Source organism: Microbacterium sp. Cr-K32, assembly GCF_000708345.1.
Lineage (GTDB): Bacteria > Actinomycetota > Actinomycetes > Actinomycetales > Microbacteriaceae > Microbacterium > Microbacterium maritypicum_A.
The window spans coordinates 523,586-544,157 of record NZ_JARD01000028.1 but is presented as its reverse complement, the minus strand read 5'-3'; the positions used below and the strand labels follow the sequence as shown (position 1 = coordinate 544,157).

The window sequence follows — 20,572 nt, the reverse complement described above, 5'->3', positions numbered from 1 at the left end:
CTTCATGACCGACCGCAACGACGACCTGTTCTCCGCTGCCCGCGCGGTGATTCCCGGTGGGGTCAACTCGCCGGTGCGCGCCTACGGATCGGTCGGCGGCACGCCGCGGTTCCTCGCCTCGGCGAAGGGCGCGAGGGTCACCGATGCCGCCGGTCGCGAGTACGTCGATCTCGTCGCCTCGTGGGGTCCTGCGCTTCTCGGGCATGCGCACCCGGAGATCGTCGCCGCGGTGCAGGAGGCGGCGTCCCGCGGGCTCTCGTTCGGCGCTCCGACCGAGGGCGAGGTCGAACTCGCCGCGCTGATCGCCGACCGTGTGCGGTTCGGCGAGACTCGACCCATCGGGCGCGTGCGCCTGGTCTCCACGGGCACCGAGGCGACCATGACGGCCATCCGCCTCGCGCGCGGTGCCACCGGTCGCGACCTGCTCGTGAAGTTCGCCGGTCACTACCACGGCCACTCCGACGGCCTTCTCGCGGAAGCCGGTTCCGGCGTCGCGACGCTCGCGCTGCCGGGCTCCGCCGGGGTGCCCGCGCCGATCGCCGCCCAGACCCTCGTGATCGGCTACAACGACCCGGAGGCTCTGGCCGCCGTGTTCGCCGAGCACGGTCAGCGCATCGCCGCCGTCATCGTCGAGGCCTCGGCTGCGAACATGGGCGTGGTCGCTCCGCTGCCCGGATTCAACCGTCTGATCGCCGAGACCGCGCATGCTCATGGCGCACTGATGATCCTCGACGAGGTGCTCACCGGATTCCGGGTGCACCCGGCCGGATTCTGGGGGCTGCAGGCCGCCGCCGGCGAGGACTACCTGCCCGACATCTTCACGTTCGGCAAGGTCGTCGGCGGGGGCATGCCGCTGGCCGCGCTCGGTGGACGTGCCGAGGTCATGGACCTGCTGGCCCCGCTCGGGCCGGTCTACCAGGCGGGCACACTGTCCGGAAACCCGCTCTCGGTCGCTGCGGGTCTCGCGACGCTGCGGCTCGCGACCCCCGAGGTCTATGCGACCGTCGACGCCGCATCCGCTCGGGTGTCCACCGCGCTCGACGCCGCGCTCACGTCGGCCGGTGTCACGCACGCGGTGGCCACCGCCGGCAACCTGTTCAACGCTTCTTTCCGGGCCTCGGCGCCGCGCAACTATGCCGAAGCGCAGGCGCAGGAGTCGTTCCGCTACGCGCCGTTCTTCCACTCGCTGCGCGAGCAGGGCGTCGCTCTTCCGCCGAGCGTGTTTGAAGCCTGGTTCCTCACCGCCGCACACGGCGAGGAGGAACTGCAGCAGATCGAGGCCGCACTTCCCGTCGCTGCGACCGCTGCGGCTGCGGCGCGGCCGTAACGCGGGCACACGCGCACACGGGTTTCACTCTTCGACGCCGACGCCAGCGGTGCTTCTCGGCGCCCGGATGCCGCGATGAATCGAGTATAGTACATATATTCGAATCTCGGGAGGAATGCGTGATGACTGGTGCTGATCGACAAGGGATCGTTGCGTTCCTGTGAGCAACTTCCAGACAACTGGCAGGGCCGCGCTGGCAGACTGGGGGACATGGTGACGTTGCTGCTGGACCAGACGCAACTGGAGGTCGTGCTCTCGCCGATCGAACGTGCCGCCACCTTCCACCGTGACAACCTCCGTATCGCGCGCGACACCATCACCAAGGTGCAGCTGACGGAAGACGCCTGGACCTGGCTCCGCGGAGTCCCGAACCCGGGGACGCACATTCCCGGTGTTCTCGCCGCAGGCAGCTGGAAGGCCGCGGGCAGCCTCGACTTCGTGCTGATCCGCCGGCGTCGCCCGAGCGTCGTGATCGATCTCGAAGGCGACCCGCAGTACCGCCGACTGATCCTCACCACCAGCCACGGGCTCGCGCTCACTCAGGCACTCCGGCTCGATGTGTCGACCGAACCGGCGAACGTCGAGGAGATCGTGGCCACGGCACCGGTCCCGGTCTCGAAGGGCCGACGACGCCCCGTCATCCGCCCCCGGCCCGCCTGACGCCGACGTCGGGAGGCGGTGCCTCGCGATGCACGGCCTCCCTTCAACGCAGAACGCCCTCCAGACCCGCAGGTCCGGAGGGCGTTCTCGTCGGCGAGGCGCTCAGCCGTGCTGGTGCTCCCCGTCGTGGTTCTCGCCGTCGTGGTTCTCTCCGTCGTGGTTCTCGCCGTCGTGGTTCTCGCCGTCGTGGTTCTCACCGGTGTTCTCGTCAGAGTCATCGGGAGTCGTCTCGTCGCCTTCCGCGGAACCCTCGGCCAGGGGCACGGTGTCGATGACGCCCGTGGAGGCGACGCTCCAGTGTGCGTTCTCCGCGGGGGCCTCCGGCGTATCGCCGTCCGCAGCCTCGCTGTCCGACGCCTCGCCCTGGGCGGGCTCGTCCTCTGCGCCCAGGGGGTAGTCCTTGGGCTCGTCCTCGTAGTACGCGCGGGCGGCGGCCGCGAGCATGGAACTCACCGCTGCAGAGCGCGGGTCCTCCTCGTCATCGTCGGAAGAGCTGGTGTCCTCGGTGTCGGCGGATGAGGGGCCATCGCTGTGGGAGGACAGCGCGTCCGATTCCGTGGCGACCGATGCGTCGTCGAGATCCGCGAAGATCTCGACCCCGCTGTGGTCCTCGTCACCGGAGGTCAGGTCGGACGGCGTCGTGTCTGCGGTGTCCGCCGGCACGGCGGCGCCGAACAGGATCTCATCGAAGGATCGAGCCGGAGCCTGTTCGTCGGTGGACTGTTCGCCGAGGGTCGGAGCGTCGCCCACCTCGAACGGACCCGAGGCGACGTCGCCGGACTCGCCGATCGATGCTTCTTCGCCCGGTGTTTCGTCGACAGAAGCCTCTTCGTCCGGAGCGTCTTCGGCGGGAGTCTCCTCCTCGGACGTCGACTCTCCGGTCGCGATCGTATCGGTGGAATCCACGTCGGCGGAGGACTCGTCCGCAGCGCTCTCCGCGCTCTCTGCCACGGAGGCCTCGGATGCGTCGGACACGTCGGATGCGTCAGCGCCGACCGAGGCTGCCAGATTCGAGGCCACGGCCTCGCCTGCGGGAGCAGACGCAGCCTCGGCCGCCCAGGCGGCTGCTGCGGCCACCGGGATGGCGACCACGGAGTCGGCGGGTGCCGGAGATGCTTCTTCGGGAGCGGCCTCTGCGGGAGTCGACTCCTCGGGCGCAATCTCCGGGGTGTTCGGCGCGACGAGCGGGGTCGCCGTTGCGGGAGCGCTCGGCGCGAACCGGCCACCCCTCATCAGGTCGATGAAGACGTCTTCGAGAGTCGGCCCGCGCTGCACCAGGGTGCTCAGGGCGATGCCTGCGTCGGCCGCGACGGCTCCCACGGTCTCGGCGTCTCCGCCGCGCACGGTCAGACCCGAGCGCAGCACTTCGATGTCGAACCCGGCCGCAGCGAGCGCGGACGTCAGCCCGGCGCGATCCGCGGCGTCCACGATCACGGAGCCGCCCTTGGGGTCGGCGAGCGTCTCGATTCCGCTGGCCAGCACGAGCGTGCCCTTCGAGAGCACGAGCACGTTGTCGGCGACCTGTTCGACCTCGCTGAGGACGTGCGACGACACGAGGACCGTGCGTCCCTCGTCGGCGAGGCGACGCATCAGGAGTCGCATCCAGCGGATCCCCTCGGGGTCGAGTCCGTTGGCCGGCTCGTCGAAGACGAGGGCCCCGGGGTCGCCGAGGAGCGCGTTCGCGACGCTGAGCCGCTGACGCATGCCGAGCGAGAAGCCGCCGATGCGCGAGTCGCCCTCGCCCTCGAGGCCGACCAGGGAGAGCACTTCGCCGACGCGTGCCAGCGGGATGCCGTTCGCCTTGGCGGCGATGGTCAGCTGGCGCTCGGCGGTGCGACGGGGACGGTAGACGGTCTCTTCGAGTACCGCGCCGATCGTGCGCAGCGGCTGGCGGAGCTCGGCATACGTCGTGCCGCCGATCGTCGCCGTGCCGGATGTGGCGCGCACCTGGCCGAGCAGGATGCGCAACGTGGTGGTCTTGCCGGCTCCGTTCGGGCCGAGGAAGGCGGTGACGGCTCCGGGCTCGACGCGCGCGGAGAAGTCCGAGACGGCGGTCACCTCATTGAAGCGCTTCGTCACGTGCGTGAACTCGAGCACCTGTCCTTCAGGCATCCGTGACCTCTCGTCGCATTTGAACAGTTCCTCCCTATCCTGCCGGAAAACCCTGTCGGATCCCGCATTTCGCGCGGAATGACGCCCTTGCCGAAAGGGGTAGCCTGGCCAGCGTGACCGATTCTCACGCTGCATCCCGCGTCCTCGTCCGCACCGAAGGGGCGCTCGGGCGGCTCACGCTCAACCGCCCCGAGGCCATCAACGCCCTCGACGTCGGCATGATCAAGAGCCTCACCACAGCGCTGAACGCCTGGCGCGACGACACCGACGTGCAGATCGTGCTGCTCGACGGAGCGGGGGATCGCGGCATGTGCGCCGGCGGCGACGTGCGGGCTCTGCACGGGCAGATCGTGGCGGGGCAGGCTGATCAGACCGCGGAGTTCTTCCGTGCCGAGTACGCGCTGAACGCGATGATCGCCGAATACCCCAAGCCGGTCGTGTCCTTCGCCGACGGCATCACGATGGGGGGAGGCATCGGCCTGGCCGGGCACGCGGCGATCCGCATCGTCACGGAGCGCTCGAAGCTCGCGATGCCGGAGACGCGCATCGGATTCACGCCCGACGTCGGCGGCACCTGGCTTCTCGGCCGTGCCCCCGGGCGCTTCGGCGAGTACTTCGGCCTCACCGGAGCGACGATGAGCGGCGCGGATGCCGTGTACCTCGGCTTCGCCGATCACTTCGTGCCGTCGGACCGCCTCGACGCCTTGAGCGAGGCTCTCGCCTTCCGCGCCGATCCGACGGGGCCCAGCGAGATCGTCCTGCTGTTCGACGAGACGCCGGAGCCCTCGCGGCTTCCGGCGTGGCGGGAGTGGATCGATGACGCCTTCTCCGCTCCGACCGTGATCGAGATCATCGATCGCCTGCAGGCCCAGGGCACGACGGAGGCCGCCGCGATCGCGGACCTTCTCGAGGGCCTCGCGCCGACCGGCCTCGCTGTCACGCTCGATGCGGTGCGCGAGGCGCGTGAACTTTCGGGGCTTCGTGCCGCACTCGAGGGCGAGTACCGCCGCGTGCTGTGGTTCGTGAACGAGCACCCCGACCTCGTCGAGGGCATCCGCGCGCAGATCGTCGACAAGGACCGGGATCCGAAGTGGGACCCGCCCACGCTGGCCGAGCTCGCCCCGGACGCCGGCGCCCCTGCACGCGCGTACGTCCCGCAGCCCGCCCTGTTCTGAGAAGGGGTTCGTCCGCGTCGGGCTTTCTCTGAGCGTCGCGCCTAGTCGGACTCGAGGTCGACGTCGGGGCTCGAGCGCGTCTTCCAGATCGCACGGAGCACGTCGATGACGTCGTCGGGATCCGCGTCGGTCGCGTCGGCTTCGTCGACCAGCTCGCGGATGCGCCGGAGCACCGATGCGGGGAGGATTCCCGCCGTCTCGGCGACCCGCGTGCCCGCGGCCGTGCGCGAGACCACCAGCCCCTCGCCTTCGAGCATCTTGTACGCGCGCGCGGCGGTTCCGGGGGCGACACCCAGGTCGCTGGCCGTCTGTCGGACCGTCGGCAGTCGCTCGCCCGCGCCGAGCTGGCCCGACACGATGAGGCCGCGGAGCTGCCGGTAGATGTCGAGTGCCGGATTCGTCTCGTCGGCCGGTGACAGTCGGGGCGTCGGGCTCACCATGCGGTCTCCCGTTCGGCCGATTTCTCGACGCCGGCAACAGATTCCAGGTCATACCTCGGCGGGCACAGCTGCGTGGTCGTGAGGAGCAGCAGCACGAACGCGGCGATCTCGAGCGCCGGCGCCATCCAGCCGCCGACGGCCGCGACTTCGCCGTATCGCCAGAAGGTCTCGTAGGAGTCGCTGCGCCCGTCGCCCTGGATGGTGAGTCCGTTGATCGAACCGGAGTCGGCGATGAACCGCCATGCGCCCGCCAGAGCGAGAAGCGCAGCCGATGTGGTGATCCGGGTGATCCCCGCCGCGATGTCGCGTCGTTCGCGCTGCTCGGCGACGATCGTCTCCGGCCGCAGGAACGGGCGGGCCGCATTGGAGTGCAGCGCGGCGATCACCACGCCGACGAGCGCGATGGTGCAGATCAGGACCGGAACGCCGTATGCCCAGCCATAGAACCAGGGACGAATCGGGTCGATCGTCTCGTTGGGCACGTCGATCTCGAGGAAAACGTACGGGCCGCCGTCGATGTTCGAGGAGGCGAGTCCGGCGAGCAGTGTCGTGACCGTGAGAGCGAGCAGCGCTGCGGCGGCGCCCACCGAACCGATGCGCGGACTGAAGCTCAGCCAGGTGCGGCGGGCGGAGAGGACGGGGCGCTCCGGCGGCGTGCTGCCTCTCGTCGCGATCAGGGCCAGCAGGACGGCCACACCGATGCCGGCCGTGAGCACCGGTGTCGCGTAGCGCCACCACGAGACGACGCCGTTGAGGTCGAGGGCGTACCCGGTGATCAGGTTCTCGGCGACGAAGATCACGATCACCGCGATCGCGGCGACTCCGAGGGTGCGGTGCTCCGGCGAGTAACGGGCGAAGACCACGCCGGATGCCGCCGGGGCGAGGCGCGCCCGGCTCTCGGTCCGTGCGCGCCATCGGGGTGTGACGGTGATGCCGACCGCGATGATCGCCGCGAGGATCAGAGACACCCAGGGCATCGAGAAGACAGCGCCGAGCACCTGCCCGGGGTCCAGCAGGAGCTGCCCGGATCGGATCGGGGATGCGATGGTCGCGTGCATGGGGAGTCCGTCCTCTTTGTGCCATATGTCTATCACAAGTTGTATCAGTGAGTAAACACAAAAGGTGAAGAAAGGAACGCTTCGCCGTTGTTCGCCCGTGTGCAGAAACCGCTGATCGGGAGGGGAAGCGGTTCGCTGTGAGCGAAGGTCCCCCATGAGGGGGATACGAATGTCCGCGGATCGTGGCACTCTGTCTTGTGGCCGATTGTCGGTCGGCATCCGTCTGCCGAGAAATCCGCCGCTCCATCCTTCCTAGAAAGTCCGCCTGTGCTGGGAAAAATCCTCCTCCGCTATCTCTCCCGATACCGATGGTTGCTGCTCGCGGTGCTGGTCTTCCAGCTCGCCAGCGTCGCAGCGACCCTCTACCTCCCGCGACTGAACGCCGACATCATCGACAAGGGCGTCGCCCGCGGTGACACCGGCTACATCTGGAGCACCGGTCTGTTCATGCTCGCGGTCTCGCTGGGGCAGATCATCGCCTCGGTCACCGCGACGTACTTCGCCGCGCGCGCAGCGATGGGCGCCGGCCGCGACATCCGCGCCGACGTCTTCGGCAAGGTCAGCGGCTTCTCCGAGCGTGAGGTCTCGCAGTTCGGCGCCGGCTCGCTCATCACCCGCAACACGAACGATGTGCAGCAGGTGCAGATGCTGGCGATGATGGGCGCGACCATGCTCGTCACGGCGCCGCTCCTCGCGATCGGCGGCATCATCTTCGCCGTGCAGACGAACGTCGGCCTCAGCTGGCTCATCGCCGTGTCTGTGCCGCTGCTGCTGATCCTGGCCGCCCTCGTGATCGGGCGCATGGTCCCGTTGTTCCGCAGCTACCAGGGCAAGCTCGACAACGTCAACCGCATCATGCGCGAACAGCTCACCGGCGTTCGCGTCGTGCGGGCATTCGTGCGCGAGCGCATCGAGGAGGACCGCTTCCGCGGCGCCAACACCGACATCATGGTCGTCGGCCGCAAGGTGGGCTCGCTCTTCGTGCTGCTGTTCCCGCTGTTCATGCTCATCCTGAACGTCACGGTCGTCTCGGTCATCTGGTTCGGCGGCATCGAGGTCAACAACGGCACGGTGCAGGTGGGCACACTGTTCGCCTTCATGCAGTACATCGGCCAGATCATGGGCGGCGTCATCATGGCGAGCTTCATGGCGATGATGATCCCGCGCGCCGCGGTGTCTGCCGAGCGCATCGGCGAGGTTCTCGACTCCGAGTCCACGCTGGTCCGCCCCGAGAACGGCGTCACCGAGTTCCCGGTCCCCGGATCCGTGGCGCTCGACGACGTCGAGTTCACCTACCCCGGCGCCGATTCCCCCGTGCTCACCGGCATCAGCTTCGCCGCGCAGCCGGGTGAGACCGTCGCGATCGTCGGATCCACCGGCTCGGGCAAGACGACCCTCGTGTCGCTCATCCCGCGCCTGTTCGACGTCTCGGGCGGTTCCGTGCACGTCGGCGGCACCGATGTGCGCGAGGCCGACGTCGAGTCGCTGTGGGACAGCATCGGCCTGGTGCCGCAGCGTCCGTTCCTCTTCACCGGCACCGTCGCGTCGAACCTGCGCTACGGCCGGGAAGAGGCCACCGACGAAGAGCTGTGGCACGCGCTCGACATCGCACAGGGTCGCGACTTCGTCGAGGAGATGCCCGATGGTCTCGACTCCCGCATCGCCCAGGGCGGCACGAACGTCTCGGGTGGTCAGCGTCAGCGACTCGCGATCGCCCGCGCGATCGTGCACCAGCCGCAGATCCTGGTCTTCGACGACTCGTTCTCGGCCCTCGACCTCACGACGGACGCGCGATTGCGGCAGGCGTTGTGGCGGGAGCTCCCGCACGTGACGAAGATCGTGGTCGCCCAGCGCATCTCCACCATCACGGACGCGGACCGCATCGTCGTCCTCGACGGCGGAACCATGGTCGGCGTCGGCACGCACGAGGAACTGCTCGAGACGAGCGACACCTACCGAGAGATCGTCGAGTCGCAGCTGGGGGTGGACGCATGAGCGCGCAGGACAACAACGAGAAGCGCACGGCCAGACGCGGCCGCGGCAAGGCGGCAGCGCCCGTCGCCGAGGTCGAGCTGAGCGCCGAGGAGAAGTACGAGGCCGAGCTCGCCGAGCAGGCACGTCAGAACTCCGGCGACTGGGACAGCGTCGCGCCGGGCAAGGCCGACAACTTCGGTCCGAGTTTCGCGCGCATGATCGGGCTGCTCAAGCCGTCGGCCATCTGGTTCGTCTTCGTGTCGATCCTGGGTGCGATCGGCGTGGTCCTGACGGTCGCGGCGCCCAAGGTGCTCGCCGAGGCCACCAACCTCGTCTACAAGGGCTTCATCTCCATCCAGCTCGGACAGCCGACCGACGGGTTCCCCGGCTTCCCGGCCGGGACGTCGCAGGATGTCGTCGTCGAGGCGCTGCGGGCCGGTGGGCAGGACGACTTCGCGAACCAGGTCGGCGCGCTGGGCGACTTCACGGTCGGCCAGGGCATCGACTTCGACGCGCTGCGTCTCGTCATCGCCGCGGTGCTCGGCATCTACGTGGCCGCGGCCTTCCTCACCTGGATCCAGGGCTACGTCATCAACGTGATCATGGTCCGCACCATGTGGCGGCTGCGCGAGTCGGTCGAGGCGAAGATCAACCGCCTGCCGCTGGCGTACTTCGACAAGGTGCAGCGCGGCGAGCTGATCTCGCGCGTTACGAACGACATCGACAACATCACACAGACGATGCAGCAGTCGCTCTCGGGAGCACTCACTTCGGTGCTCACCGTGATCGGCGTGCTCGTGATGATGTTCTCGATCTCGTGGCAGCTCGCGCTCGTCGCCCTCATCACGCTGCCGCTCATGGGCGTCATCTTCGGCATCATCGGACCGCGCTCGCAGAAGGCCTTCGGCACCCAGTGGCGCAAGGTCGGTCGCCTGAACGCCCGCGTCGAGGAGGCATTCTCCGGCCACGCGCTCGTGAAGGTCTTCGGCCGGGAGAAGGATGCGCTGGACAAGTTCCAGGTCGAGAACGAAGAGCTGTTCCAGGCGAGCTTCAAGGCACAGTTCCTCTCCGGCATCATCATGCCGGCGATGATGTTCGTCGGAAACCTCAGCTACGTGGGCATCGCGGTGCTCGGGGGTCTGATGGTCGCGAACGGCCAGCTCCGTCTCGGCGACGTGCAGGCGTTCATCCAGTACTCGCAGCAGTTCACGCAGCCCCTGTCCGAGCTGGGTGGCATGGCCGCGGTCGTGCAGTCCGGCACGGCCTCCGCCGAGCGGGTCTTCGAACTGCTCGACGCCGAGGAGCAGGAGGCGGACGACGCCGATGCCCCCGAGCTGGTGGAGGGCAAGGGCGTCATAGAGTTCGAGAACGTCGCGTTCTCGTACACACCCGAGCGTCCGCTCATCCGCGACCTGTCATTCCGGGTGGAGCCGGGGCAGACCGTCGCCATCGTCGGTCCGACCGGTGCGGGAAAGACGACCTTGGTCAACCTGATCATGCGCTTCTACGAGCTCAGCGGCGGGCGCATCATGCTCGACGGCCAGGACATCGCCGAGGTGACCCGCGACGAACTGCGGTCGCGCACCGGCATGGTGCTCCAGGATCCGTGGCTGTTCGCCGGCAGTATCCGCGAGAACATCCGCTACGGGCGCTCCACCGCGACCGATGACGAGGTTCTCGCCGCCGCCAAGGCGACCTATGTCGATCGCTTCGTGCACGCCCTCCCCGAGGGCTACGACACGGTGCTCGACGAGGATGCCGCGAACGTGTCGGCAGGCGAGCGTCAGCTCATCACCATCGCGCGGGCATTCGTCGCTCAGCCGTCGATCCTCATCCTCGATGAGGCCACGTCGGCCGTCGACACCCGCACCGAACTGCTGCTGCAGCACGCGATGGCCGCGCTTCGTGAAGGACGCACGTCGTTCGTGATCGCGCACCGACTGTCGACCATCCGCGACGCCGACCTCATCCTGGTGATGGAGCACGGTGACATCGTGGAGAAGGGGACGCACGACGAGCTCATCGCCGCGCGGGGCGCCTACTGGCGTCTGTACCAGTCGCAGTTCGAGCAGGCGGCGACCGACATCGACGCCGAAGACGCCCTCACCGGCACGACGCCCGTCGTCGTCTCGGGCGATGCGAGCGATGCCGAAGGTGCAGGAGAGGAGGCTGCGGCCGCCGTTGCCGGAGCCTCGATCGGTGCTCAGCTGCCCGCTGCCGAGACGGCGGCAGCCCAGGCCCTGCTGGAAGACGGGGCCGACGGTTCGAGCCACCGTTCCTGAGCGTTCCCGCCCTCCGGCATCCCCACGACGACGCCCCACTCCGCTCACGCGGGGTGGGGCGTCGTCGTACGCGGATCGCGTCGTCGCGGGCACCGGCACAGCGCGCGTGACGAGGTGTCAGGAGCGGTCGGCCCTGATTCCGAGCAGCTCGAGCGGGTGGGTCAGACGCCACCACGGGCTCGGCCCCTCCACATCCTCGGCCAGCACCAGAGGCGTGGTGACGGTGTTGAGCGGACCGGTCGTCGTCAGCGTGCCCACGGCGTCGTCCTGTTCACGGTCTTCGCCGAGATCGAAGGCCGTCGCCGCGGTGGCGGTCGCCCCGTTCCACAGCACCACATCGGCATCGGTCTCGGTGATGACGTCGACCTCCTCCCCCCAGGGGGTCGTGACCTGACCGACCACGGTGTCCTTCGCGACGGCGGGCGGCTGCGCCTCCAGCGCCGCTTCCGCCTCCGCGAACAGGGAGCGGGTGAGAGCGAGTCGCTCATCGTTGCCGGCCTGGTTCAGCGCCGCGGCGAAGAGGTGCACGGTCGTGTCGCCGATGACGACGTCCTTCGCGGTGAGCAGGTTCCAGCCGACGAGCGTGCCGGTCTTGACGCCGACGACACCGGGATCGTCGAGCATCCCGTTCGTGTTGACGACGGTGCCGGCGCCCGGGAGGTCCACCGACTTGGTGCCGACGATCTCGGCGAACACCGGGTTCTGCATGGCACGCTCGCCGAGGGTGACCAGCGCCTCGGGGGTGGCCACATTGCGCTCGTCGAAGCCGGACGGCGTCACCACGGTGATGCCGGTGAGGCCTCGTTCGCGCAGCCACACCTCGGCGGCCCGGGCGAATTCGCGATCGGACCCCCAGATCTCGCTCGCGAGCCGGTCGATGTAGTTGTTCGCCGATCCCATCAGCGTGCCCTGCAGGAGTTGATATTCGGTCAGCACCCCGCCGATCGGCACATCGAGTGCGGACTGGTCGCTGCGCCGGTAGTCCCAGTACTTCACGCTGTCGGCCCGGGTGAACGAGAACTCGGGCCCCTGTTCGCCCACCGCCAGCGGCATACGGTCGAGCACCATCAGGCTGCTCACGACCTTAGTGATGCTCGCGATGCTCACCGCATCGGGGATCGAGGCCGCAGTGGTCATGCCGGAGATGCCGACGGCGCCCGCGCCCTCGGTGGGCCAGGTGACGGTGGCTGCGGCAGCGGGCGTCGTCGCGAACTCGACGGACTGCACTGTCGGAGGTACCTCGTGCAGCGGCCAGAGCAGCGTGGTGCCGGCATACGCGGCGACGAGGCCCACGAGCGTGGCCAGTGGAACGAGGATGCCGGGACGGGCGATGGCCGGGCGCAGGCGTGCACCGCGGAGCAGACCGTTCGTCCGCTCGGCTTCCGACGTCTCGTCGAGAGTCGCGGTGGCGGTGTGGTCGGCCACCGTCGCGGGGTCCACCCAGGTCAGAGCGGTGGCGGTGGTGGTCTCGTCCGCCCACTGGGGGGTGGTCGCGTCGAGCGCGGCGAGGGGATCGTCGGCGTCTCCCGCGGCAGTCTCACGCGGAACGAATGGCGGTTTCGTCAGAGCGGGCGTGGCCGGTTCCGGGGCGACCACCGATTCCGGTGCGAGCGCGCGGGTTGACGTCTGCTCGGCCGTGAGCACCGAACCGCCCGACGCGGCATCGACGGGGCCGGAGGGGGCGGTGGTCGCGGGGCCGTCGTCACGGACGACGCCCGTCGCCTCGTCGGCGGGATCTGTTGCGGTCACTCGTTCACGGTACCCAATCCCGGGCGGGTTCCGCGGCGCACAGCCCTGTCGCCACGCGGGTGTCGCCAGCGGGTAGGATCTTCAGCACAACCACGGGAGTCCGGCGAGCCGGGCTGAGAGGGAGCGAATCGCGCTTCGACCGTCGAACCTGATCTGGGTCATGCCAGCGCAGGGAGGAGTTCAGATGAGTACGCCTACGTCCACATCCGCACAGCAGGCATCCGCCGATGCGAACGGGCTGCACCGCCCATCGATCTGGCGCTGGCGCGTCGTCGACATCGTCGTCGCCGCTGTCCTCGGCGTCGCGATCGGTCTCGTGTTCTGGGGATGGAACACCATCGGATACGCCTGGTTCGGCGCGGCCGACGCCCTGACACCGGGCCTCGGTGGCATCGCCGTGGGCATCTGGCTGCTCGGCGGTGTCGTCGGCGGTCTCGTGATCCGCAAGCCGGGGGCCGCGCTCGTGGTCGAACTGGTCGCCGCGATCGTGTCGATGCTGATCGGCAACGTGTGGGGTGTCTCGACCGTGTTGTCGGGCATCGTGCAGGGCCTCGGTGCAGAGCTCATCTTCGCCCTGTTCTTCTACCGTCGTTTCGGGATCGCAGTCGCTGCGCTCGCCGGCGTCGGAGCCGCCGTGGCCGCCTGGGTGTTCGAGCTGTTCTACGGCAGCTCGCCGAACATCCTGAAGTCGGTCGAGTTCAACACGATCTATCTGATCAGCGTGGTCGTCTCCGGGGCGATCCTGGCCGGCGTGGTCGGTTGGCTGCTCGTGCGTGCCCTCGCCGTCACCGGCGCCCTCAACCGCTTCGCCGTCGGGCGAGAGCACGTGCGCGAGGTCTGAGCGTGACCCTCGCCTCCCCGGCCCGCGTGCAGGCTGCGGGCTGGGGCTGGCGGTACGCCGGTCGAAAGCGTCCCGCCGTCGCGGACGTCTCCTTCACGATCGAACCGGGGGAGCGGGTGCTCCTGCTCGGCGCCTCGGGTGCAGGGAAGTCGACGCTGCTCGCCGGTCTCGCCGGGGTCCTCGGCGATGACGACGAGGGGGAACGGACGGGTTCGTTGCGCATCGACGGTGCGCCCCCCGAGTCACGGCATGGTCAGGTCGGACTCGTCCTGCAGGACCCGGACGCCGGCATCGTGCTGTCGAAGGTCGGCGACGACGTCGCGTTCGGCTGCGAGAACCTGGGCGTCGCGGCGTCCGAGATCCCGGGGCGCGTCGCCGAGGCGCTCGACGCCGTCGGCCTCGATGTTCCGCTGCGACGCCCCACGAAGGCGCTCTCCGGCGGGCAGAAGCAGCGGCTGGTGCTGGCCGGTGTGCTCGCGATGCGACCGGGTCTGCTGCTGCTCGACGAGCCCACCGCGAACCTCGACCCGGACGGGGTGCGGGAGGTGCGGGCGAGTGTCGAGCGCGCCGTCGAGACGACCGGCGCGACGCTCGTGGTCGTCGAGCACCGCACCCCGATCTGGATCGATCTGATGACGCGCGTGATCGTGCTGGCGGCCGACGGAGGACTCCTCGCCGACGGTGCGCCCGCGCAGGTGTTCGCGGCCCACGGCGACGTGCTCGCCGATGCGGGGGTGTGGGTGCCCGACCGCGGCATCGACCTTCCGATGCTCGAACAGGTTCCCGCCTCCGATGCCCTCACGGCCTCCGCGCTCTCGATCGCGAGAGAGGCGGGCGTCGTCGTGCAGTCGGGGCTCGACCTGCGCGTGCCGCGTGCGAACGCGACCGTGATCACCGGGCCGAACGGCGCGGGCAAGTCGACGCTCGCACTCACCCTCGCCGGCCTCATCCCGGAGCAGGCCGGCGAAGTGCGTTCGGCACCCGAGCTGGCGGGGCGCAAGGGCCCCCGCCCGATCCGCTGGTCCTCGCGGGAGCTGCTCACCCGTATCGGCATGGTCTTCCAGGAGCCGGAGCATCAGTTCCTCACGCAGACGCTGCGCGACGAGCTCGCCGTCGGCCCGCGCGCCCTCGGGTGGGACCGTGGGAAGACGGACGGCGTCGTCGAGGAGCTGCTCGAGCGCCTCGGACTCGCATCTCTCGCGCTCGCCAACCCGTTCACGCTCTCCGGCGGGCAGAAGCGTCGACTGTCCGTCGCGACCGTGCTGGCGGGAGCACCCGAGGTGATCGTGCTCGACGAGCCGACCTTCGGGCAGGACCGGCGTGGATGGATCTCGCTCGTCGCGCTCCTGCAGGAGGAGATCGCGCGTGGTCGGTCGATCGTCGCGGTCACGCACGACGACGCCGTGATCCGACACCTGGGCGGGCATCGCATCGAACTGGGACGCGAAGGGGAGGCGACATCGTGACGGCGGTCGAGACCGCACGGACGGTATGGCTCGACGGTGTGAACCCGGTGACGAAGCTGGTGCTCGCGGTGCTGCTGTCGGTGCCGCTGTTCGCGTCGATCGACGTCACGAGCGCGCTGGCCGCGATCGTCCTGCAGCTGCTCTGCCTGCCGTTGACCGGACTGCGGCTGTCGACGGTGCTGAAGCGCCTGCTGCCGATCGCGATCTTCGCACCGATCGCCGGCGTGAGCATGCTGCTCTACGCCGAACCCGCAGGGCGGATCTACTGGACCTTCGGATTCGCCACGATCAGCGAGGATTCGATCACGCTCGCGATCGCGGTGAGCCTGCGCGTGATCGCGCTCGGACTGCCGACGATCCTGCTCTTCGGCGGCACCGACCCCACAGAGCTCGCCGATGCGCTGGCCCAGGTCGCGAAGCTCCCGAGTCGCTTCGTGCTCGGCATCCTCGCCGGCACCCGGATGCTGGGCCTGTTCCTCGACGACTGGCGCACCATGCGCCTGGCCCGTCGTGCACGGGGCGTGGGGGATCGGGGTGTGCTGCGACGATTCTTCTCGATGGCCTTCGTGCTGCTCGTGTTCGCGGTGCGGCGCGGGTCCACGCTGGCACTCGCGATGGAGGCGCGCGGCTTCGGCTCCGGCATCCCCCGCACCTGGTCGCGACCGTCGCGGTTGCACCCGCGCGATGCGGTGGCGCTGATCGGCGGCATCGCGATCATGGCCCTCGCCCTTGCCGCCGCCGTCCTCGTCGGGACCTTCCGGTTTGTGTGGAGCTAGGGTCGGCTAGCTCGAACGCGGCTGGAAGTAGTGCTCCCGGTGCAGAGCACAGCGCTCGTTGAACGGGGCGGTGCAGCGAGGGCAGCCCGTCACCGCGAAGTACTCGGTGATCGTGAGTTCGTGCCCGCACGCGCCGCAGAGGATCGCCGCGGTGTCGTGCTGATCCGGCGCCCACTGCTGCGCCGGATGCCCCGCCGACTCCTCGTGGCAGCGGTGGCACGGGTAGTGATCGCCACAGCAGGCGAAGCGGATCGCGATGATGTCCGTCGGGCCCCGGTAGTGCACGCACCGGGTCATGTCGTCGACGACCGGGCCGAACACCGGCGGTCGACCGGCGGGTGGGGGCGCCACGCTCATGTCTCGTTCCAGAGCCGCCGGTAGTAGTCGAGGCGCTCGCGGTCGGGCTCGACCCCGTAGGCCTCGATGAGCGTGTCCTCCCAGCCAGATCCGAAGTTCCACATCGTGCTCATCGATGCCACGGCGATGTCGGCCCAGCGGTCGGCGACTCCGAGAGCTGCGAGATCGACGAACGCGGCGGGACGGCCGGCGGCGTCGAGAAGCGTGTTCGGCATGCAGGCATCGCCGTGGCACACCACCAGTCGGTCGATCGGCGGCGTCTGGAGCAGCTCGTCGGGCACGATCGTTCCGCGGTCGGCGGCGTTGGCGATCCGCCACTGCGTGCTCCACTCCCAGGGGCATTCGGCCACGGGCAGGGCGTCGTGCAGCGCCCGCAGGCCCGCGCCGACCGCCCGCACCGCGGTCTCGGGCTGGTCGGCCCAGCGCGGGTCGACGGCACTGCTCGCGTCGAGCGCGACGGTGACGAGCCACTCGTGTGTCTCGCCCTGCCCCTGTTCGAGCACCTCGGGCACCGCGATCCAAGTGCGCGCCCACCGCATGCGCTCGGCTTCGTCGCGCATGTTCGCCTCATCGTCGAGGGGCCCCCACTTGATGTACCGGCCGTCGTCGGTGCGGAAGGTCAGCCCGCCGATCCCGTTGAGCCAGACCGGCACGAGCGCCGCACCGCGGGCGAGCTCGCGCACCCGCGTCGGCACGTCGAGGGAGGCGGAGGGGATGCTCATCCGTCCATCCTGCCCGACGGCGACGGGTGACGGCGACGGCGACGGGTGACAGCGACGGGTGCGGTTCATCGGCTCTCGTCGCGCAGGCCTTCGAGGTAGGCGTTGTAGGCGTCGAGCTCAGTCGTGCCGTGCGCATCGGCGTAGCGGTCATCGGCGGCGGCGCGGGCCGTGTCGTCACGGAACCACCGATGCATCACGTACACGAGCATCAGCAGCGTCGGCGCCTCGCCGTAGGACCAGGCCAGACCGCCCGCCAGACGCTGGTCCTCGAGCGGATCCATCCCGAGGGCGAGGGTCGGGGCGACGAAGTGGTCGACGAGCATCGTCGTCGCCATCATCAGGAAGACCCCGAAGAACGCGTGCAGGGCGGCCTCGGCGAAGACGTCGAGTGCCCGCCCGCCGTGCCCGAGACGCACGGGGAGGGGATCGGAGCTCAGCACCGGGATCGCGAACAGGATGCCCACGATGAGGAACCCGACCTCCAGGGCGATGTGACCGCCGGGAGCAGCGAGGACGCGATCGGCGAGACCGGCCAGATACAGACCGTAGAACGCGATCAGGTACACCGGCAGGGCGATCCACGGGCTCAGGATCCATCGGGCGACGCGGCTGCGGAGTCCGCCGTGCGCGGCACGCAGCGCGGCGGCACCCAGCCCGGGGTGGGGCGTGGCACGCAGGAGCAGGGTGCCCGGTGATCCGAGCACCAGCAGGGGCGGGATCGCGATCATCAGCGTGAGCTGCTGGAACATGAACACCGACATCAGCGCGTAGCCGTATGCCTCGACCCCGAGACCGGTGACGGCCGCGAGCGCGAGGCAGCCCAGGAGGAACACGACCGTGCGCCAGACGGGCCACCGGCGGTGCTGCCGCCAGAGGCGGATCGCGCCGACGAGGTACGCCATGGCCAGCACGGCGGCGACCAGGGGCAGGAGGGGGAACGGGCCCGGTGCGGGCAGCACGAGGTCGGCGAAGGTCGGCGGCGCGTCCGGCATCCAGTTGTTCATCCGTTCGCGCCCTCTCGTTCGTCGTCCGGCCGGTCGCCGAGTGCCGCGTTCCGTGTCTGCGCACGGTGACGGACCCCGGCCCCGATGACGAGGACGACGCCTCCGATCGCGAGCGCGACGTCGGCGAGGTTCCCGATGAACCAGTTCCCGTACGCGAGGAAGTCGGTGACATGGCCGATGCCGAACCCGGGGGGAGCGAGCAGACGGTCCAGCACGTTCCCGATGGCGCCCCCGAGGATGAAACCCAACCCCCAGGCCCGCCACGTCGTGCGTGCGCGGACCGCGGCGACGAACAGGGCGGCGACGGCGCCCACGCCGACCACGGTCAGCACCCAGGTCGCCCCGGAGCCCAGCGACAGCACCGCCCCGGGGTTGTAGGCGAGCTGCAGGCCGAGCGCATCACCCAGAACGGGTATCCGTTCCGTCTGGCTGAGCCCGGCGATCGCGGCCGCTTTGGTGCTCTGGTCGATCAGGACGACGAGGCCGGCGATCACGAAGGCGACGGCGTACTTCGGGACGCTCTCACGCTTCATCGAACGGTCCCGTCTCCGCTGCCCGATCGCGTCTCCGCCGCGCGCGCCCCGCCAAGACCACCCCGGTCGCTCCGAGGGCGAGGAGGAAGCCGATCCAGACGAGGAAGACGGTCCCCAGGAATCCGAGGTCGTCGCGCTGCACCCTCCGCTCGCCGTTCTGCTGCTCGTGCGTCGTGCTGCTGGTCGGTGTGGGTGTGGGTGCGGGTGCGGGTGCGGGGGTCTGAGTCGTCGCGGGCGTATCCGTCTCTGAGCGGCCGAGCATGCTGTGGGGCACGTGTGCGGCCGCCGACTCCCCGCCGACGAGCAGGATCAGGACGCTGAGCACCGCTCCCATGACGGTCCTGCCCACCGCGCGCCGCATCGTCCAGCCGATCGGGTTCGTCTGCGGACTCGGGCGTTGGGGAGCGCGCCGATCGGCGTCGTCCACGGGGCTTTTCATGGGTCTCCTTCGAGGGGTGAGAGCAGATTGTTCGAGAGGGCGGAGCCTCGGATGGTGCCGCGCACGCAACGCACGGCTTCAGGAGTCGGGGTCGCGCGGAGTGGACACCTGGAGTCGACGCACGGAGTCGACGCGAGATGTCGACGCGAGACGTCGACACAGGAGGTCGACAGGGACATCGAGGGGATGCCGCGGGGGAGGCCGGGTTGCGAGCGATCGATGCGGTCGCGCGGGTGCGGCCGGCGGATCAGGTTCGGGAGAGGCCGAGCTGGAGGAGGGAGAGCGTCGTCGCGCGTGGGCGCGGGGGAGATGCGGACGATCGACGCAGAGCCTCGGATCCGGCTCGGAGTCGCATGACCAGTGCCCGGCGGTGCGCTGCGCGTGTTCGCAGGAGCATCACGGCGAGCCCGCACAGCACGCCCAGAGCGCAGAGCGCAGCTCCGACGAGAGCGCTCGTCCCGCTGTCGGGTGCGGCGGTGAGGACCTGCTCCTGGGCGGCTGCGGCCGCATGGTCGAACGCGTTGACGACTGCGGCGGTGAGGGAGGGGGCAGCGCCGTTCTCGTCCTGCGCCCCGTGGGTGGTCACGGCGAAGGCGAAGAGCAGCAGGAGCGCCAGGCTCGCCGTGGTAATGAGCCGCATTATCACCGGCGGGGCGACGGTGCCCGCGGATCGGAGGATCCCGGGCGAGCGGCGCATTCTCCGGATCCTACCCGCATCGGTTATCGGGTTCCTTCGCGCGCGAGGCGGTGTCGTAGGCTCGCTCTCGACGCCGTACCTCGGCTCGTGGTGAAACCAAGAACCACGTAGGCTGGGACTGCGTTCCATCAATGCATGTCGCACGACGACGTTCGAAGGAGAACATCAGATGCAGATCAGCGGACAGGGTGCACTCGTCACCGGAGGAGCCTCGGGTCTCGGACTCGCCACGGCGCGCCGGCTCGTCGCCGCGGGAGCGCACGTCACGATCATCGACCTCGCCTCGTCGAAGGGTGCCGAGATCGCGGACGAACTCGGTGGGCTGTTCGTCGCGGCCGACGTCACGAACGCGGATGAGGTGCAGGCGGCCGTCGCAGCCGCGCAGTCCGCCGCTCCGCTGCGGGTGGTCGTGAACTGCGCCGGCATCGCGCCGCCCGCCAAGGTGCTCGACCGCGAAGGCAACCCGGCTGTGCTCGCCGACTTCGAGCGCGTGATCCGCATCAACCTCGTCGGCACGTTCAACGTCATCTCGCAGGCATCCGCCGTGATCGCGAAGAACGAGCTGCACGACGAGGAGCGCGGCGTCATCGTGAACACCGCGAGCGTCGCCGCGTTCGACGGTCAGATCGGCCAACCCGCCTACTCCGCATCCAAGGGCGGCGTGCACGCCATGACCCTCCCGGTGGCGCGCGAGCTCGCCCGCTACGGCATCAGGGTGTGCACGATCGCTCCGGGCATCATGGAGACCCCGATGCTGATGGGTCTTCCGCAGGCGGCCCAGGACTCGCTCGGCCAGCAGGTGCCTTTCCCTTCGCGCCTCGGACGCCCCGACGAGTACGCCGCTCTCGTGCAGCAGATCGTCGAGAACGGCTACCTCAACGGCGAGACCATCCGTCTCGACGGTGCCATCCGCATGGCGCCGCGCTGACCCGCGGCACCCCTCAGAACCCGCGATCGAGA

At 69.5% G+C, this 20,572-nt stretch carries 19 protein-coding genes and 1 riboswitch; of the genes, 9 read left to right on the top strand and 10 right to left on the bottom strand.

The genetic code is table 11. The annotated features are described in order from the left end of the window. The first annotated feature begins 4 nt into the window (after positions 1-4). A complete protein-coding gene (hemL, locus tag GZ64_RS0117080) occupies positions 5-1,327 on the top strand; it encodes a glutamate-1-semialdehyde 2,1-aminomutase (protein ID WP_029267860.1) in 1,323 nt (440 codons plus the stop codon). Between the two features lie 210 nt (positions 1,328-1,537). Continuing rightward, complete coding sequence (locus tag GZ64_RS0117075) at positions 1,538-1,987, top strand: hypothetical protein (RefSeq protein WP_021198274.1); 450 nt, start codon at positions 1,538-1,540, stop codon at positions 1,985-1,987. Positions 1,988-2,089: 102 nt separating this feature from the next. Here GZ64_RS0117075 and GZ64_RS19770 read toward each other — a convergent pair whose 3' ends face one another. Further along, positions 2,090-4,099 carry an ATP-binding cassette domain-containing protein gene (locus tag GZ64_RS19770; RefSeq protein ID WP_081859787.1) on the bottom strand — a complete coding sequence of 670 codons (2,010 nt, stop codon included), beginning with the start codon at positions 4,097-4,099 and terminating at the stop codon, positions 2,090-2,092. A 113-nt stretch (positions 4,100-4,212) separates the two neighbouring features. Here GZ64_RS19770 and GZ64_RS0117060 point away from each other — a divergent pair, with 113 nt between their 5' ends. Next, on the top strand, positions 4,213-5,274 hold the full coding sequence (locus GZ64_RS0117060; RefSeq protein ID WP_029267858.1) for an enoyl-CoA hydratase/isomerase family protein: 1,062 nt from the start codon (positions 4,213-4,215) through the stop codon (positions 5,272-5,274). A gap of 41 nt (positions 5,275-5,315) precedes the next feature. Here the strand turns inward: GZ64_RS0117060 and GZ64_RS0117055 are convergent, their stop codons facing one another. Continuing rightward, the gene (locus GZ64_RS0117055) at positions 5,316-5,714 is read right to left on the bottom strand and encodes a GntR family transcriptional regulator (RefSeq protein ID WP_051668157.1); all 399 of its coding nucleotides are present in this window, start codon (positions 5,712-5,714) and stop codon (positions 5,316-5,318) included. Further along, positions 5,708-6,772 carry a hypothetical protein gene (locus GZ64_RS0117050; RefSeq protein ID WP_029267854.1) on the bottom strand — a complete coding sequence of 355 codons (1,065 nt, stop codon included), beginning with the start codon at positions 6,770-6,772 and terminating at the stop codon, positions 5,708-5,710. The genes GZ64_RS0117055 and GZ64_RS0117050 overlap by 7 nt, the downstream gene beginning before the upstream one ends. Before the next feature lie 267 nt (positions 6,773-7,039). On the opposite strand from GZ64_RS0117050, the gene GZ64_RS0117045 reads away from it, so the two are divergent. Both GZ64_RS0117045 and GZ64_RS0117040 read left to right on the top strand, forming a co-directional pair. Then, positions 7,040-8,767 (top strand): ABC transporter ATP-binding protein, encoded by a 1,728-nt coding sequence (locus GZ64_RS0117045; RefSeq protein WP_029258535.1) that lies wholly within the window; start codon positions 7,040-7,042, stop codon positions 8,765-8,767. Continuing rightward, complete coding sequence (locus GZ64_RS0117040; RefSeq protein WP_029267852.1) at positions 8,764-11,028, top strand: ABC transporter ATP-binding protein; 2,265 nt, start codon at positions 8,764-8,766, stop codon at positions 11,026-11,028. The genes GZ64_RS0117045 and GZ64_RS0117040 overlap by 4 nt, the downstream gene beginning before the upstream one ends. A gap of 117 nt (positions 11,029-11,145) precedes the next feature. Here the strand turns inward: GZ64_RS0117040 and GZ64_RS0117035 are convergent, their stop codons facing one another. After that, positions 11,146-12,777: a D-alanyl-D-alanine carboxypeptidase family protein gene (locus tag GZ64_RS0117035; RefSeq protein ID WP_051668155.1), complete on the bottom strand. Its 1,632-nt coding sequence runs from the start codon at positions 12,775-12,777 to the stop codon at positions 11,146-11,148. 82 nt (positions 12,778-12,859) lie between these two features. After that, a riboswitch (TPP riboswitch) is annotated at positions 12,860-12,969 on the top strand. Between GZ64_RS0117035 and GZ64_RS0117030 the strand changes: the two genes are divergently transcribed. From GZ64_RS0117030 to GZ64_RS0117020, 3 genes are all read left to right on the top strand, one after another. Then, complete coding sequence (locus tag GZ64_RS0117030; protein WP_197020541.1) at positions 12,962-13,618, top strand: ECF transporter S component; 657 nt, start codon at positions 12,962-12,964, stop codon at positions 13,616-13,618. Its footprint overlaps the riboswitch before it by 8 nt. Then, the gene (locus tag GZ64_RS0117025) at positions 13,615-15,084 is read left to right on the top strand and encodes an ABC transporter ATP-binding protein (protein ID WP_029267847.1); all 1,470 of its coding nucleotides are present in this window, start codon (positions 13,615-13,617) and stop codon (positions 15,082-15,084) included. The genes GZ64_RS0117030 and GZ64_RS0117025 overlap by 4 nt, the downstream gene beginning before the upstream one ends. Next, complete coding sequence (locus GZ64_RS0117020) at positions 15,081-15,860, top strand: energy-coupling factor transporter transmembrane component T family protein (RefSeq protein WP_029267845.1); 780 nt, start codon at positions 15,081-15,083, stop codon at positions 15,858-15,860. The genes GZ64_RS0117025 and GZ64_RS0117020 overlap by 4 nt, the downstream gene beginning before the upstream one ends. Positions 15,861-15,866: 6 nt before the next feature. Here GZ64_RS0117020 and GZ64_RS0117015 read toward each other — a convergent pair whose 3' ends face one another. The 6 genes from GZ64_RS0117015 to GZ64_RS0116990 form a co-directional block, all read right to left on the bottom strand. Continuing rightward, complete coding sequence (locus GZ64_RS0117015) at positions 15,867-16,217, bottom strand: CHY zinc finger protein (RefSeq protein ID WP_029267843.1); 351 nt, start codon at positions 16,215-16,217, stop codon at positions 15,867-15,869. Continuing rightward, positions 16,214-16,939, bottom strand: a complete 726-nt coding sequence (locus GZ64_RS0117010) for an aminoglycoside 3'-phosphotransferase (RefSeq protein ID WP_029267841.1) — start codon at positions 16,937-16,939, stop codon at positions 16,214-16,216. The genes GZ64_RS0117015 and GZ64_RS0117010 overlap by 4 nt, the downstream gene beginning before the upstream one ends. A 65-nt stretch (positions 16,940-17,004) precedes the next feature. Continuing rightward, the gene (locus GZ64_RS0117005; protein ID WP_029267840.1) at positions 17,005-17,943 is read right to left on the bottom strand and encodes a cytochrome c oxidase assembly protein; all 939 of its coding nucleotides are present in this window, start codon (positions 17,941-17,943) and stop codon (positions 17,005-17,007) included. Next, positions 17,940-18,476, bottom strand: coding sequence for a signal peptidase II (locus GZ64_RS0117000; protein ID WP_036331674.1), 537 nt, complete (start codon positions 18,474-18,476; stop codon positions 17,940-17,942). The genes GZ64_RS0117005 and GZ64_RS0117000 overlap by 4 nt, the downstream gene beginning before the upstream one ends. Further along, entirely contained in the window at positions 18,466-18,915 is a 450-nt protein-coding gene (locus GZ64_RS0116995) for a hypothetical protein (RefSeq protein WP_136025507.1), read from the bottom strand. Before GZ64_RS0116995 ends, GZ64_RS0117000 begins: the two co-directional genes overlap by 11 nt. A gap of 247 nt (positions 18,916-19,162) precedes the next feature. Further along, positions 19,163-19,612, bottom strand: coding sequence for a hypothetical protein (locus GZ64_RS0116990; RefSeq protein WP_029267834.1), 450 nt, complete (start codon positions 19,610-19,612; stop codon positions 19,163-19,165). Between the two features lie 169 nt (positions 19,613-19,781). On the opposite strand from GZ64_RS0116990, the gene GZ64_RS0116985 reads away from it, so the two are divergent. Beyond that, positions 19,782-20,540: an SDR family NAD(P)-dependent oxidoreductase gene (locus tag GZ64_RS0116985; protein ID WP_021198289.1), complete on the top strand. Its 759-nt coding sequence runs from the start codon at positions 19,782-19,784 to the stop codon at positions 20,538-20,540. Positions 20,541-20,572 lie beyond the last annotated feature (32 nt).